The following is a 16,448-nucleotide window of genomic DNA, read 5'->3' as shown; positions in this document are numbered from 1 at the left end:
GCAGCACATACTAAACCCAGCCCAAGTAACGTAACAAAAACAAACCAAAGGTTGAGGTAAACATAGACAACAAAGTACTACCAGCAATAATCGCTGCGGTTAAGTGATGATCGCCGCCGATGCTTCTGACCATAGGATAAGCTGCCGCGGCTGTCGGTGCCGCCATCATCATATACAATACACCGAGTTGTTCACCTCTAAAGCCAAATAAATAACCCACTAGGGTTGCAGCTACGGGTAATACAATTAACTTACCAGCCATGGCCATATACAACAATCTGGATGCCCGAAATTCATGCCACCGGATCGATGCCCCAACACACAAAAGTGCTAAAGGTAATGTCATTCTTGCCAAATAATTACCTGTATCCATTACCAAATCAGGCATTTTTATTGATAGGGCTGAGACTAACAAGGCCAATATAATAGCGATGGCCAAAGGATTAGAAACAACACTTAAACCCACTTTTTTAAAAGAAGGATTTTGTGCTTGGTGATAATACAAGGTAAAAATAGACATGATATTAATAGGCAAGACCAAAACAGCTAGATACATAGACGCTAAAGCTAAAGATTGTTCACCAAAGGCGCTGACAGATAAAGCTAAACCCACAATGGCTAAATTACCTCGACACACACCTTGCACAAAAGCGCCACGGGCATTTTGTGTGGGTATGGTGAGGGCAAAAAAATGAAATACAATAAAAGAACAGACCACCACACCACCGGCTATTAAAAATAATAAAACCGGGAAATTTTCTGACAAATGGGTGTTTGATACATTAACAAATAACAAACATGGCAGGGTTAAATTAAATACTAACTTAGCGCCTACTTCGGCAAAATTTTCATTGATCCAACCGATCCGTTTAAGCAAAATTCCGAGCAAGATAATGATACTAATAGGCAGGGTGACTGCTAAAGCATAGGCCAATGATTCAAACATTTAGTTGCCCCTTAACATCTGATTTTTGCAAATCTAGATTATTTTTCATCAGCTAAAATCTTTTCATTTTGGCTACCTTCAAAACTAAATTGATAATAAAAATCTATCGCGTTATTCAGTCCACTGACAGCTTCTACATATAATTTCGGCAACAACTCATAACGAATGGCCACTTCTGATACAGAATCAAACACTCCTAACCCATATCTCAGTTGTAGACCTGGGGCGATAGTGCCAGTTACCGAAAGTTGAGTTTGATCGCCCTGCCCTGACGTATCTAAAGCCACATCTTCAAAGCCTAACTTATTGCCCACTTTCGACACTAGGTTTTCACTTTGCCCCAAACCAATAGACAATAAGGCATTGGTGATCACAGTATCTTGGCTATCATCACTTGATTCACCAATTCCTCGGCCGGTTAACATATAAGACAAAGCTTGTTGTTGTTCCATTTCTGGCTCAGAAAATATCTCAACTGTGGGTTTTGACGCTGGCCCTTGTACTCGTAAACCAGAAATCACATCATCTTCAGTCAACTTAGGATCACGTACTGCTTCTATGTTCAAGTACGGCCGGTCTAGTGTGCCATTGAATGAAATATCGCCTTCCCTAATCACCAAATTTTGACCATTACCACGATAACGGCCATTCACTAAATTGACTTCACCATTGGCTAACATACCTTTGCTATCATTGGTGATCCGCAACTCACCTCGTAGATCACTGGTTAAACCATAGGCATCTAATTTCACTTCATTCTTTTTCTGTGGGTCAATTTTAAGCAGTAACTTAAGATTTAACTGTTGCTGACTTGCAGCTGTGGTTTGTTGCTGTTCAACCAAGATCACATCACCAGAAGGAGACACAGAACCCGGTGGCAACTCGCGTATTTTGACTCTAGCATAAGGCACTACGACTTCGCCTTTAACATCCACGCCTTGAGGCGAAAAAGCCAAATCAATATTAGGGCTGATCCTAGCTTTGACCATATCCTGATAATTCAATTCTAACGCTTCACCTTTGATATTTATATTACCGATTAACTCAGGTAACCAACTAATGTCGCCTGATAACTCACCATAACCTTTACCAAACTTATAACTACCATCGAAGGTTGCGTTGTCACCATTTAGGCTAATATTTTGCTGCACTTCACTTAAACTAACAGGCAAGGCCTCGCCTTTTACCGCCCCATTTTCTAGGGCTAAATTACCTGTAACTAATGGTTTAGTTAAAGTACCGCTGATATCCGCTTGACCTTTAATCACACCTTGTAAAACTTCCAGTTCAGGTATTAATGGCTTAAATTGTGCGAAGTTAAAGCCACTGAGTAATAACTTACCGGAAATAGCTTTGGATAAATCATTACGTAATACCGCACTATCTGTTTGTAGATTAATGCCGATTTCACCTATTTCAGAGCCTTGTAAATGAATATCACCGCTAACCACTTTATCAGTGACTTTTGCTTTAAGAGCAAAAGCCTGTAAATCGAGAGTCACACTTTTCTCAGTTGAAACTGTCCAAGGAGCAGGAGTTAATGACATATCTACATCGGCCAACAAAGACTGCTGAGTATCCCAACTGCCTTTGGTGTGTAAATTAAATAAACTAGTGGTTTGAATATTGGGTATATCTAGGGATAATTTTCGTAAGATAGTCGCCCATTCAAAATCCGCTAAAGATAATTCCCATTGGGCTTTTTGCTGTTTAAAACTAGCTTGTTTAATGCATAATTGACTGGCTCTTTCTTGCCAACAATGGGGAGAGATTGTATAACTTTGTTGCTGCCAATCGGCATTAATATCAAAGGGTTCAGATAAACTAAGGTCAGTATAAGCGGTTTTTATTTCTGCAGAAATCCATTTACCTTGCCAAGCAGAAGCCGTTAAGTTACCTGCGAATAACACTTTAACATTAAATTCTTCACCTGAACCTGATAACACCAGTTGATGCTTAGCAGCATTACCACTAATTTTTAAATTTGCCTTATCGACTTTATTGCCAGCCACCACAATATTATCAACGGTTAAGTCTAAAGCCACAGGTTTAGTTTGATCCCACAATAGCTGTCCATCACCGCCCACTTTACTAATTTGCATATCCGCAGCGGTCAATTGGTTAGCATCGATATGATAACTGACTTGGGGTTGCTCAACAGAGCCCTTCACCTTGCCATTTAGGACAATAGCACCGGTAACATCAGGTAAGGATTGACTAATTTTAGGAGCATCAAGATTAAAGCTAAAATCAAGCTTATTCTGTTGATCTAAGGTGCCACTGACTTCAATTGTATTATCGCCATTAGCCACTAAAAACTGTTCAACCTTGACCCCATTTTTTTCATGGTAATCTAGCTTGCCAATGGCGATTAAGGGATAACCTAACCAAGAGCCTTTTATGTCTAATTTATCAATTGCCCCTTGCCACACACCTTGTTGATTGCTCAACTGTAAATTCAATTCACCATTTAACTCTGCAGGATAATCAGGCGCGATACCGGCTAACTGAATAGAATCAAGCTGAGTAGCGCCCTGCCAACTTAAGTTGTCGTTTAATACAAGCTGTCCTTGGCTAGTGATCTTGCCGCCTAATGTTTGCAGTAATAATTGGCTTATATCAAATTGTTTACTGCTCGCAAATAAATTAGCCGAACCCGATAAATGTAACTCTGTCTCAGGTATTGTTGCTCCTGCCAATTGAGTGTCAATCAGTAAGCTTAATTTGGATAAATCACCGGTTAAGGCGATACTTCCCTTGGCTGATTCAAATTCAGTCCCTGTTTCTGTCTCCACTAATGGCCATACCAGATCCTGCCAATTTACCTTCAAACTCAATGGCAATTTTTCACTAGATAACTGAGCCTTAAGCTGTGAAGTTACTTCAAATGGTCCAGAAAATTTAATATCGGTAGTGATATTGTCAATATTGCCAGCAGAGCGGAGCTGTAAGTGTGCACTTTTATTTGGCAGGAATTCACCTTCAGCCGTCACATTTAATTGGTGTTCTAAGTTCCCCACTAATCCCACTTTGCCATTAACGTCTAGTTGCCCCTGCTTATGTTTAACTAACAACTGGCGTAAATAGACAGTTTTTGCTCCTGCCGACGCTTTGACTAAAATTGAATCAAATTCAATAGGCGTTTGCCCTGCTAAATTCAATTTTAAATTAGGCAGTTCTACTTGTTTTAGTTGAAAGTGTAGGGGTAAATCTATAGGTAAAGACTTAATAGGCTGATATTTTAAACCCGAAAAATCAAAGGGTTTGTTGCTACTTGTTTGAGGTTTAGCAGCAACAACCGTACCTTTTGGCTCATAAGTGGTGACCACTAATGTATCAATCAGTAACTTGTCTAAATCTAACAATTGATAAAAGGTTAATTTTCCCTGCAAAGATTGCCAGCTTAGATCGAGCTGATCTTTTAGTGAAAGCGACAATTCACCCAAGTCTATGTTTTTAAGTTTTATTGGCAAAGGCATAGTCAGTAAACCAGATGAGCTAGGTTCTGGTTCTGCGGTATCAGTACTAATTGATATTTTTGCCTCAATATTGGCAGTACTAATGGATTCAACACAGAGTTCTGCAACCAATAAACAGGACAAACTGATATCAAGTTTAAGGTCTGTAATCTTGGCTTGTGTACCCACCTGTTGCCAGGTCACAGAGGATAAATGTAACTCGGAAAATATCCCGCCACTGACATATTCTATTTCTAATTCATCAATTGACGAATCGGCCACGGACACAGCCAAATGTGTGCCCCAAGGCGTTAACAGCAAAAACAAAATAGACAAAAACAGACTGATGAAGGTATAGGCAATAACACGAAAAACTTTACCGGTAATAGAAGGTTTAGCTGATTTTTTGTCGACTGCTGGTGCTTGTTTAGTACTCATAATGCAGGCCCCATAGAAAAGTGAATTCGCCAATTAGACTCGGTATCACTATCACCATGAGCCAAATAAATACGAATGGGTCCCACAGGCGACAACCAAGTAGCCCCAACTCCCACACCTGTTGCTATATCTTCAGCTAGGTTTTCTGAAGCATTACCTGCATCAACAAACACAGACGCACGCCATTTTTCTGCCACAGGATAAGAATATTCCACACTAGCCACAGCTAAATATTGACCACCGGTTAAACGCCTTTCACCTTCATCATCGAACTCAAAGGGAGATAAGGTTTCGTAACCGAAACCACGTACACTTTGATCGCCACCAGCAAAATAACGTAAGCTAGATGGTACCTGGTCAAAACTACTGGTTGCTATACCACCCGCTTGAAAGCGCAGTAAAAAACGATGTTGCGCAAAACTTCTTAGCCATTTAGAGGTTGCAGTTACCCTAAATAAATTGATATCAGACAACAAAGAATCAGCAGCAAATTCTGTAGTGATAGATTGTTTATCCCCCCAATGAACATCTAAGCCACCTTTGCTTCTAAGTCGACTTAAGGTAAAACCAGGCATGACTAAACGTATGGTTTGTTCTGGCTCTATACCTTGTAAAAAGGTTTCTTGTTCGAGTTTAACAAAGGCCGAGCGATGCCAATCTGAGTCGGCAAACACCCAATGTCTGGTCGCGCCAATAGACAACTTATCACTTTGGGTATCATTATTATTTTGTGCTTGATAACCCACTTGAAAACTGGCGTAATTTTGTACTGGATCTTCTAAAGGAATTCGGTAATCAAAAGAAGCATACTGCTCGGGAGCAGACACAAACACTTCCCCTCCAACCGAATGACCATGACTATTAACCCAAGGTCGACGCCATTTACCAGTAAACCTCGGCCCTTCATCCGAAGACACACCTACACCTACATCAAAATTATCTCTAGGTTTATGGGTTAAGATCACTTGTATGGGTACGTTAAGATCCTCTGCGTCACTGATTACAGGGCGCACCAGTACATTCCTAAAATATTGAGTTTGTTTTAACAGCTGATTAAACAAACCTAGCTTACTTGATTGATAAAACTCGCCAGTTTTAAATGGCACTAAACTATTTGTTAATGACTCGGCTCTCTGATCATCACCAAATTTTAACTCACCAAATTTATAACGATTACCACTAGTCATGTGCAAAGTGACATCTGCTGCATACAAACTTTCAAAAACCTTAATACTACTTTCAACGTAGGTAAAATCGAAATAGCCGCGAGACAAGGCCAAACTTTGTAGCTGGGATTTAGCGTTTTCGTAATCAGTGTGATCTAAAACTTGATTACTTTTTAGAGGTAAAGAACTCAGTAACTTCTGCATAGCTTTATCTTCAGACGCTTGGCCATCTATTTTGATCGACAAGTTGCGAATTTTTGTCACCTTACCTAAATCAATCTTCAGCAGCCAATCATCCTTAACGGTTTTTGCTGGGGTAAAATAAAATTGTAAATGGTAGTAACCATACACTTGGGCAGCTTTACTTGCTTTTTGTGTCACCGTTTGTTGGTAATTTTCAAAATCAGAACGATCTTTAGGCAGCGCAATAGACGCAACAAGCACCTCTATATTTTCGAGTACTTTATCGTTATCGACGCCAGAAATTTCTAGTTCAGCAGCCAAGGTTGAGGCACTGAAACCTGAGAAAAAACACACGAAAACAAAGGAACGGAACAGTTGATTGATGGGGGCTGACAAACAGTTTCTCACTTAATAAAAATAACCAATATATTAATGGGCAGCTAATGTACAGGGCATTAAAACCACACCATTTTACTGAAAACAATAATACAGGATTTAGCACGCACTGTAATAAAATTTAAGCCTTGGTCAAGTGATAGTTATGTTTTACCCTTACAGCAAACCCATTGATTAAATTTGACATGACAAACCCATCAAATAAACCAGTTTGCCTAGTAACAGGCGGTAGTTTTGGCATAGGCCAAGCAGTGTGTGAGAAATTTATTAAGCAAGGTTATGCAGTGATAAATTTAGACATTAGTCAAAACCCTAAACTAAACCAAGACGTACACTGGTTAGAATGTGATATGACACAAGGTCTGGCCGTTAAACAGTTGATTCAACAAGTTATCAACCAATACGGTAGAATCGATACTTTAGTGTCTAATGCAGGCATCCATATGTCTGCCACAATAGAAGAAACCACGGATGCACAATTTGACCACCTATTTTCACTTAATGTAAAAGGTGCCATAGCGGCTACACAAGCTGTATTGCCAAAAATGAAAGAACAAAATCAAGGAGTGATTTTATACATGGCCTCAGAACAAGCTTTGGTCGCTAAGCGTAATTCATTTGCCTACAACTTGAGTAAATCTGCTCTGGCGTCAATGGCCAAAACTACGGCCTTAGATTATGCACAGTATCAAATCAGAGCCAATGCAATTTGTCCTGGTACTATAGAAACCCCTCTTTATCATCAAGCCATAGACAAATATGTTGCTAGCTCTGGCGCAGATAAAAATCAAGTACATGCCGAAGAGGCGGCCTTACAACCTATTGGTCGCTTAGGTCAAGCCGATGAAGTGGCTGCTTTAGCTTATTTTCTGGCCAGTGATGATGCTAAATTTATCACTGGTAGTTTGCAGGTTATTGACGGTGGCTATACCGCACAATGATAAAGTGTGAGTGCAATCAATGAGCCAAAAAACATATAAAATTATAGATCCTCATCTACATTTTTTTGCCTTACAAGATGGGGATTACCATTGGTTAAAAGCAGAAAACCCACCCTTTTGGCCCAACAAAGCTAAGATCAGTCAAACTTACTTGGAAAAAGATCTGATATTACCCGCTCATATAGCGTTAGCCGGATTTGTCCATATCGAAGCAGGATTTGATAATCAACAACCTTGGCGAGAAATAGATTGGTTAGAAGCACACTGCACTAAACCATTTAGCAGTGTAGCTTTTGCTGATATCACCGCCAACTCATTTGAGCAAGACATCACTCAGCTTTTAACACGAAAAAGTGTGGTGGGTATTCGCCATATTCTAGATGAACAAGGTTACGACATACTCAGTGCCGCCCAAACTGCCCAAAACATGACTTTATTAGCCAGCCAGCAATTAAGTTTTGATGCCCAATTACAAGTGAATGACAGCAACACAATCAATCAACTCATTAGATTGGCAAACACTATCCCTCAGTTAAACATCATCATTAATCACTGTGGCACTCCACCAACACTAGGACAAAACGAATATGTCCTAGCATGGCAAGAAAACATTTTAAAACTGGCTGAATGCAAAAATATAGCGATTAAACTATCAGGCTGGGAGATGTTTAATTCTAGTTGGACAATTGATTGGCTAGATAAAATACTGATAGATTGCTTCAATACATTCGGATCTGAGCGGGTCATGCTGGCCAGTAACTTCCCCGTTTGTGTATTAACGCACAGCTATGCAGAATTATGGCAAATATATTTACGCTTAGCCGATAAACTAGATGCCAACTGTTTGCAGAAAATCACTTATGACAACGCTAAACACTGGTATCGTTTAGCTGATTAAACGCAATCAAGGCATATCCATAAAATTAGCCAAACCTGCTAAAAATTATATCTGAGGCCAACTGAGAAAACACTCATAGCCAAGTTATCTTGGCCTTTAATATATTCCACTTCAGTGCGAACCATAGCCCTAGCACTGACAAAATAATCGAATCCTAAACCTATCACAGCTGCTGCACCGTCATTGTCATACTGGCAAATTGTGGCGCTGCCAAATGAGTCGATAGACACCACACTGGCTTCACCAAAATCACAGGTATGTGTGCCAGAATGTATTGTTTGCCCTTTGAAATCTGTTTTAAGTAGGCCTAATCGATAAAACAACTCACCAACATTATTTGCTGCTTTACCTAAAAATGATAAAAATAACGCGCCACCTTGCAATCGATGACTCGCTTGCTCAACTTGTAAGGCACTAGGCAAACTATCGATAAGCAATTTATCATTTATCAACTGTTGATAGCCAAATTCAACATACCACTGAGGATCAAATTGATATCCCAAACCTAGCTTGTAAGCCACTCCATCCGTGTCTTGCTGTGAATCCTCAACATCTGAATAACCTACTACCAACACAGTGTAAACCTTATCAACAGCTAAAGCTGGTACACAAAACAAACAACAGATAATTATCAATATAATTTTTTTCATCGTTTTCAGTAATCCAACTCTGTTATATCTTAAGGCTAGTACACTAATTTAAACTTTGGATAGTGTATTGTTAATACATGATGATACCATTCTGTATTAATAAATTATGGTTTTAAAATGCTGTTGCTAATTGTTATCTCCATTAGTGATGTTTACTATCAATCCATACTAAATAGTTAAGGTCGACAATTGTTTACTCATAGATTTATCATTGGTTTAACTGCCGTAATTATTTTCGGATCCTGTTCACTCTCTCCCCCTCCGCCAATCATGACAGATGAAAAGTTTGATAGCCGAATCAGCCCAACTGGAGTCACTGAATTTGTCTATGGCATATCATGGAAAAACACCTCCCAAGAGTCATTGGGTGAACTACCAGAATACGAAAGGCAAACCAAACGTGGCCAGAAATATCAAGAGCCAGAAAGAAAACAAAAGTTTTTGCTACAAGCTGATAAACAAACCAAACTAGAATTGGAAGATAAAGCCGCAGCGGGTTTAAAAAAACGCTTAGCAAAAGAAAAACTGTGCCCCAAAGGGTACGATATTAGTAATGTTGCTTGGAAAGCAGATAATATTCGTTTACTAGGTTTTTGTTATTAAAGGTAAATAATCCACCATTATTCAGAAAGTAAGGTAATTATATGAACTCTATAAAAACAAGAGCAGCGGTTGCATGGGCAGCAGGCGAGCCACTAAAAATAGAAGAAGTAGATTTAGCGCCACCACAAAAAGGTGAAGTACTCGTACGTATAGTCGCCACAGGCGTTTGTCATACTGATGCATATACTTTATCAGGTGATGATCCTGAAGGTTTATTTCCGGCTATTTTAGGTCATGAAGGCGCAGGCATAGTTGAAGCGGTTGGCGAAGGTGTGACCTTAGTCGAAGTAGGCGACCACGTAATTCCTCTCTATACCCCTGAATGTGGAAAGTGTGAATACTGCTTATCAGGTAAAACCAATTTATGCCAAGCGATTCGTAGCACTCAAGGCCAAGGTGTGATGCCTGATGGCACCAGTCGTTTTTCTATAAATGGTCAACCCATTTATCATTATATGGGCACATCTACATTTGCTGAACATACAGTAGTACCCGAAATTGCTTTAGCTAAAATACCTAAAGAAGCACCACTTGAAAAAGTCTGTTTATTAGGCTGTGGCGTAACTACAGGCATGGGCGCTGTAACCAATGCGGCAAAAGTACAAGCCGGTGACACAATTGCGGTATTTGGTTTAGGAGGCATTGGTTTATCTGTTTTGATTGGCGCAAAAATGGCCAAAGCTGGACGCATAATTGCTATCGATATCAACGAAAGTAAGTTTGAAACGGCTAAACAATTAGGCGCAACAGATGTCGTTAACCCAAAAGACTTTGATAAACCAATTCAAGAGGTCATTGTTGAAATGACAAACGGTGGTGTGGATTATTCTTTTGAATGTATCGGCAATGTCAACGTTATGCGCTCGGCTTTAGAGTGTTGTCATAAAGGCTGGGGCGAATCAGTGATTATAGGCGTCGCCGGTGCCGGACAAGAAATATCAACACGTCCGTTTCAGCTTGTAACCGGTCGAGTATGGCGTGGTACAGCATTTGGTGGCGTTAAAGGCCGCAGTCAATTACCTGATTATGTACAAAGATATATGAACGGCGAATTTGAATTGGATACATTTATTACCCACACCATGAAACTAGAAGACATTAATACGGCTTTTGATTTAATGCATGAAGGTAAATCAATTCGTTCTGTGGTGCATTTCTAATGCCTGTAGCCACAGAACTTGCTGAGTTAAGCGCAAACAAATGTTTTGGTGGCTGGCAGAAACGTTTTAGTCACAAATCTACAGTACTGAATTGTGAAATGCGTTTTAGCGTATTTATCCCTCCTGTGACTAACCCCGAAGCAAAACTCCCTGCTTTGTATTGGTTAAGCGGTTTAACCTGTACCGACGAAAATTTTGTCATTTAAGCAGGTGCGCAGCGGGTAGCCGCTGAACTTGGCATTATGTTAATTATGCCGGACACAAGTCCTAGGGGTGATGAAGTTCCTGATGCAGCCGATGCAGCTTACGATTTAGGTTTAGGTGCTGGATTTTATGTGAATGCCACACAAGAACCATGGCAAGGTCATTATCAAATGTATGATTATATTGTCGAAGAACTTCCAGCTTTAATCAGTAAAGAATTCAAAGTTAAAGACAAAGCCGCCATAGCTGGACATTCTATGGGTGGACATGGTGCTTTAACTATCGCCCTGTCTAATATCAAACGTTATTGCTCTGTCTCGGCTTTTGCGCCCATAGTGAATCCTATAGACTGTCAATGGGGGCAAAAAGCCTTTACTCATTATTTAGGAGATAACCAAAGCGAATGGGCTGATTACGATAGCTGCGCATTAATGCGTCAACAAGGGAGCTTTTTACATGTACCTATGTTGGTCGATCAGGGTTTGGACGATAACTTTTATCATGCACAAAAATTAACTAAACCTTTAGAAGATGTCGCGAAAGAAATTGGCTATGAAGCTGAATTTAGATACCACACTGGCTACGACCATAGCTACTTTTTTATTGCTAGTTTGATAGAAGATCATCTTAGATTTCATGCTAAGTATTTATGATAAAAATACTGTTTAATGTAGGATGAGTGTGCACTCAGCCTACATTAAACAGGCTCTTGTAGAAAAGCTAAGATATCCTCAGACACACGTTTTGCGTCTTCAATCATAGGCAAATGTCCTAGGTCTTCATATATCCTAGTGCAACCTGTCAACATTGTTTTCCATTGTTGATAATCCTCTATTGGTAATAACTTATCGTTCAGCCCCCAGATCAACATGGTATTAGTAAACGAGAAGTGATGACTAGCAGGAAAAAAGTCATTTATATTATAGAATTGCGAAAACATATGCGCATGTTGGGCATTCTTATTTATATAATCTCGCGCCACAGACTTTAAAATAAATTTAGGAACAAAAGGTGGTTTAGCCATTAACGTTTTATAAAAATCAAAAAAATCTTGTTCAGTACAATAATTAAATGGATTAAATTTGTTTTTAGCCAAATCAATGACAAAGTCAGATTTAGCGCCTGCAGGGTCGATTAATACACATTTTTCAATACGTTGCGGGATTTGTTCAATCAAAGTAGCGGCGATCATGCCCCCCATTGAATTACCCACTACATGAAATTTATCTACATTTAAATTATCTAAGACACTCAGTAATGTAGTACATTGAGCCGGCATAGAATAATTACCATGTTCGCTATATACACTATCTCCATGGCCCATTAAATCAGGAATGAGTAATTGATAGTCATTTTTAAAATATTTGGCTAAACGGTTCCACACATATTTGTCACCACTAAACCCATGTAATAACAACAAAACAGGTTTGTCATGAGTAAACCTCTCAACATTACTCAGATAGGGAATATCTAAATTATTGGCTGCAACAGAATATTTTGATAAATTTGCAATTTTGGCTTCTAAAACATGTATCGCCTTGCATAACTTCTTACCAATCGAAAATCGACTCATAAACTACCTTCTGTCCTCTTACTACTAATCTAAAAATAACTACAGAGGATTTGTATATCAGAAACAACCCTAGAGCTAAGTTTATTATATTACCATTTATTAGGAATTCGCTTAATAACTCGATTACTTCATTAATAAACGAAGAGATTTGACCTATTAATGGTTTATTAGGCTACTACTTTTTTAGCCAAAAAGATTGTGTGTTGCGGACCTTTAGTCGCTTGCGCTCTAACAGTACGAGTATCTACAGTAAATCCAGCTTTTTTAAGATTAACTGTAAATAAATAATCTGGCCCAGCTGACCAAATTGCTAACATGCCTTGCGGTCGAAGTGCATTATAAATAGCCGCTAAGCCTGCTGTTGAATATAACCAATTATTATTTTTATGGGTCAAACCTTTAGGGCCATTATCCACATCAAGTAAAATGGCATCATAGCTAGGATGCTCTATGCTAAGTAATTGTTTGACATCGCCAATATGAACATGTGTTCGAGGATCTTTTAACGGGTTTTTAGCACAGTTACCAAGCTCGCCTTGATTCCACTTAACCACTTCAGGGATTAATTCAGCCACAGTAATTTTTGAACTATCAGTGAGTATATTTAACGCTGCGGCTAAGGTATATCCCATGCCTAAGCCCCCTACTAAAACTTGAGCCTCTTGAGTATCTTTTAAATAATGACAGCCCAATTGGGATAACTTTTTTTCTGAATTAAATACCCGACTATTCATCAACTCACCCCGGGTGCCGGCTACCCGTATTGAAAATTCATTACCTCTTTGTGAAAAGATTAATTCTCCACCATTATTGGGAATTTTAGCTGTATCTAATTGAGTCCAAGTTTGCATAATAAAACCTGTTGCAGATGTGAGTGAGTAGAAAAACGGGCGCAGATTAACATGTTTATCAAGCAAAATTATACTTTTTAAAGTGAATAGCTCCACAAAAAATAGCTACAAATAACATTCTAGACTAAGTGAGGTATACTCAGTTCGCCCATCATATTGCTATTCCCTCAGTCAATTAACCTGGTAATTAGCGCCAGATAAATTAACAAAATAGTAGACAAACCAACTGCAAGTGATGCTGAACTTAGTCATGGAATAGAATAAAAGATAAATTTTTCAATTTAATAAACAATTGACTCAGTTTGCTGTATTTCGCCCTATGAAGAAAATAATTTATTACTTACCCAAAAATATCGCTATTTAGCACTACACTATATCTTATTGAAAACTCTGAAAATTAAATTTTCGATATAAAAAAAAACAAACATCTATTTAACAAACATAACAAAGAGTTTTGACCTTAGTTAAAAAATCAGTATTATATACAACAACTGGTCAGATGAGCGGATGAGCAAAAATGAGTATTAGAACAAGTCTTAAAAAAGTATTACCTCCTATATCACTAACAGAACAAGAAGCGTTAGAAGCAGGAGACGTATGGTTAGAATCCTCAATTTATCAGGGTAAACCTGATATGTTGGCTTTACGATCGATTCCTAAAGCGACCTTAACGGCAGACGAACAAGCCTTTATGGATGGTCCTTTAGCTACGCTTCTGACTATGATTGATGACTTTGATTTACATAACAGTAAGCATGTTCCTCAACATCTAATAGACTTTTTATCGATCAATAAATTCTTTGCCTTGATAATCCCCAAAAAATTTGGCGGTCTAGAATTTTCGGCTTACGCCAACTCGACTATTGTTGCCACTATCGCCGTTAAAAGCAGCGCTCTGGCAGTAACCGTTATGGTGCCCAATTCCTTGGGCCCTGGTGAATTATTAATGCACTACGGTACAGCTGCACAACAAGCACAATGGTTACCCAATTTATCAATAGGTAAAGATATACCTTGTTTTGCTTTAACTAGCCCAGAAGCAGGTTCTGACGCAGGTGCCATACCCGATGCTGGTATAGTCACTAAAGGGACTTGGGAAGGTAAAGAAGTACTAGGTTTATCGGTTACATGGGACAAACGATATATCACCCTAGCCCCTATAGCCACTGTATTAGGTTTAGCCTTTAAAGTGTTTGATCCTGAACAACTACTTGGCGACGAATTAGAATTAGGTATTACCTGTGCATTAATTCCCAAATCACATCCAGGAGTACAACTAGGTAATCGTCATGATCCTATGGGTGCACGTTTTTATAACGGTACTACTCGTGGTGAAAATGTGTTTATTCCTATGGACTTTATTATTGGTGGACAAAAAAATATCGGCCGAGGATGGCAGATGTTAGTTAGCTGCCTCGGGGCAGGACGAGGGATCTCTTTACCAGCTATGGGTACTGCAAGCGCACAATCAGCTTTTAGATCTACAGCCGAATATTCATTTATACGTGAGCAATTTGGTGTTCCCATTGGTCGCTTTGAAGGCATTCAAGAAAAATTAGCCGATATGGCAGGTAAAACCTTTGTCACTGAAGCGATGCGTGTATTAACCACAGAAGGCCTAGGCTTAGGTTTAAAACCTTCTGTTGTTACTGCCATGGCTAAATACCACATGACTGAATTAGGCCGTGAAGTAAATAATATGGCAATGGATATTCAGGCAGGTAAAGCCATTCAACGTGGTCCACAAAATACCTTAGCCAATGGCTACATGTCACAACCTATAGGTATTACAGTAGAAGGTGCGAATATATTAACTCGCAGTCTGATGATATTTGGTCAAGGTACTATGCGTTGTCACCCACATCTTAAAGATATGGTTGATTTGATCCACAGCGAAGAAAAAAATGCCGATGCCCAATTCAATAAAGTATTAGCTAAAACCATCGCTTTTAGTGTGAAAAATGCGTTCCGTAGTTTATCTAAAAGCTATTTACCTTTTACCCGTGGTTCAGAAACAGCTTTACCTGAAGTAAAGAAATACGAAAAACGGATGAACGCTTTGTCTGCTAAATTGGCTCCTATGGCCGATTTATCGTTACTAGTATTAGGTGGCGACTTGAAAAAAGCTGAAATGTTGTCAGCCCGTTTAGGTGACGTGATGAGTTATCTATACGCGTCTATGGCTGTGGTACGTTTTTATGAACAAAAAGTATCAAACAGAAACGAAGCTAAACCTTTCTTTGAATATGCGATTCAATGGTGTTTACAGCAAGGTGAACAAGCATTAGTCGACTTTATTGATAACTTCCCTAATATAGCGGCTAGAGGGTTAATGCGAGTATTAACCAACACATATACTCGTTCAGTAAAAACCATCTCTGATGAACTAAAACAAACTTTATCTAACGCTAGCATGGCAGAAAGTTCAATTATGGCTGAGTTAACTCACCTAGTAAAACCAATAGCCGGTGATGGTCACGATATTAACCATCAAGCATTTGTGGCTAAACATAAAGTTATGCCACAGCTTAAAAAAATCCAAAAAGCGCTACGTAATAAACCTGTAGTACCTTATATATCTTTTGAGCATGCTGTTGGTAAATTACAAGAAGCAGGTGAATTAACTGCTGAAGAAGTGGCCTTAGTTATTGATTACAACGACAAACGTAAGTTAGCCGTTAGAGTAGATGAATTTACATTCGACTTAGAATTACTCGACACTGAGCAAAATTTGGTTGAGCCAAAAGATCACAAGGCAAACGCTGCATAAAGCAATACTGCTAAAACTACAAAGCCGATATTGATTGTTTCAATATCGGCTTTTTTATATCAAATAAATTATATTTAATTATTTACCCTGAATACTGGATAAAATGAACCTCTCGATAACGCTCTTTTTGTGCCTAGCGGCGTTGGATTGTCTAGCAACAACACGTTATTACTTACGACAATCCGCCTTGCTATACACGAAAAATTTCGTC

At 39.0% G+C, this 16,448-nt stretch carries 11 protein-coding genes and 1 pseudogene; 6 read left to right on the top strand and 6 right to left on the bottom strand.

Translation table 11 applies throughout. The annotated features are described in order from the left end of the window. Nucleotides 1-10 precede the first annotated feature (10 nt). Genes GQR87_RS07280 through GQR87_RS07270 form a run of 3 tightly spaced genes read right to left on the bottom strand, consistent with a single transcriptional unit; the run spans nucleotide 11 to nucleotide 6,587 of the window. Complete coding sequence (locus GQR87_RS07280; RefSeq protein ID WP_158967955.1) at nucleotides 11-946, bottom strand: AEC family transporter; 936 nt, start codon at nucleotides 944-946, stop codon at nucleotides 11-13. Nucleotides 947-984: 38 nt separating this feature from the next. Further along, nucleotides 985-4,842 (bottom strand): translocation/assembly module TamB domain-containing protein, encoded by a 3,858-nt coding sequence (locus GQR87_RS07275; RefSeq protein ID WP_158967953.1) that lies wholly within the window; start codon nucleotides 4,840-4,842, stop codon nucleotides 985-987. Continuing rightward, the gene (locus GQR87_RS07270) at nucleotides 4,839-6,587 is read right to left on the bottom strand and encodes an autotransporter assembly complex family protein (protein ID WP_233267417.1); all 1,749 of its coding nucleotides are present in this window, start codon (nucleotides 6,585-6,587) and stop codon (nucleotides 4,839-4,841) included. The genes GQR87_RS07275 and GQR87_RS07270 overlap by 4 nt, the downstream gene beginning before the upstream one ends. A gap of 185 nt (nucleotides 6,588-6,772) precedes the next feature. On the opposite strand from GQR87_RS07270, the gene GQR87_RS07265 reads away from it, so the two are divergent. Then, the gene (locus GQR87_RS07265) at nucleotides 6,773-7,528 is read left to right on the top strand and encodes an SDR family NAD(P)-dependent oxidoreductase (protein ID WP_158972911.1); all 756 of its coding nucleotides are present in this window, start codon (nucleotides 6,773-6,775) and stop codon (nucleotides 7,526-7,528) included. A gap of 19 nt (nucleotides 7,529-7,547) precedes the next feature. After that, a complete protein-coding gene (locus GQR87_RS07260; RefSeq protein ID WP_158967951.1) occupies nucleotides 7,548-8,426 on the top strand; it encodes an amidohydrolase in 879 nt (292 codons plus the stop codon). 38 nt (nucleotides 8,427-8,464) lie between these two features. Here the strand turns inward: GQR87_RS07260 and GQR87_RS07255 are convergent, their stop codons facing one another. Continuing rightward, complete coding sequence (locus GQR87_RS07255; RefSeq protein ID WP_158967949.1) at nucleotides 8,465-9,076, bottom strand: outer membrane beta-barrel protein; 612 nt, start codon at nucleotides 9,074-9,076, stop codon at nucleotides 8,465-8,467. A gap of 189 nt (nucleotides 9,077-9,265) precedes the next feature. On the opposite strand from GQR87_RS07255, the gene GQR87_RS07250 reads away from it, so the two are divergent. From GQR87_RS07250 to fghA, 3 genes and pseudogenes are all read left to right on the top strand, one after another. Continuing rightward, a complete protein-coding gene (locus GQR87_RS07250) occupies nucleotides 9,266-9,679 on the top strand; it encodes a hypothetical protein (protein ID WP_233267416.1) in 414 nt (137 codons plus the stop codon). Between the two features lie 41 nt (nucleotides 9,680-9,720). Then, the gene (locus GQR87_RS07245; RefSeq protein ID WP_158967947.1) at nucleotides 9,721-10,839 is read left to right on the top strand and encodes an S-(hydroxymethyl)glutathione dehydrogenase/class III alcohol dehydrogenase; all 1,119 of its coding nucleotides are present in this window, start codon (nucleotides 9,721-9,723) and stop codon (nucleotides 10,837-10,839) included. Then, a pseudogene (gene fghA / locus GQR87_RS07240) lies at nucleotides 10,839-11,696 on the top strand (S-formylglutathione hydrolase). The gene GQR87_RS07245 and the pseudogene fghA overlap by 1 nt, the downstream one beginning before the upstream one ends. Nucleotides 11,697-11,740: 44 nt before the next feature. On the opposite strand, the gene GQR87_RS07235 reads toward fghA, so the two are convergent. Both GQR87_RS07235 and GQR87_RS07230 read right to left on the bottom strand, forming a co-directional pair. Next, nucleotides 11,741-12,616: an alpha/beta fold hydrolase gene (locus tag GQR87_RS07235; protein WP_158967945.1), complete on the bottom strand. Its 876-nt coding sequence runs from the start codon at nucleotides 12,614-12,616 to the stop codon at nucleotides 11,741-11,743. Between the two features lie 167 nt (nucleotides 12,617-12,783). Then, complete coding sequence (locus GQR87_RS07230; protein ID WP_158967943.1) at nucleotides 12,784-13,467, bottom strand: spermidine synthase; 684 nt, start codon at nucleotides 13,465-13,467, stop codon at nucleotides 12,784-12,786. Nucleotides 13,468-13,984: 517 nt separating this feature from the next. Between GQR87_RS07230 and GQR87_RS07225 the strand changes: the two genes are divergently transcribed. Further along, entirely contained in the window at nucleotides 13,985-16,237 is a 2,253-nt protein-coding gene (locus tag GQR87_RS07225) for an acyl-CoA dehydrogenase (RefSeq protein ID WP_158967941.1), read from the top strand. Nucleotides 16,238-16,448 lie beyond the last annotated feature (211 nt).

It is taken from the genome of Paraglaciecola sp. L3A3 (genome assembly GCF_009796765.1).
Taxonomy (GTDB): domain Bacteria; phylum Pseudomonadota; class Gammaproteobacteria; order Enterobacterales; family Alteromonadaceae; genus Paraglaciecola.
Note: the sequence above shows the minus strand (reverse complement) of the source record. Positions and strands in the feature narration are given on the sequence as shown.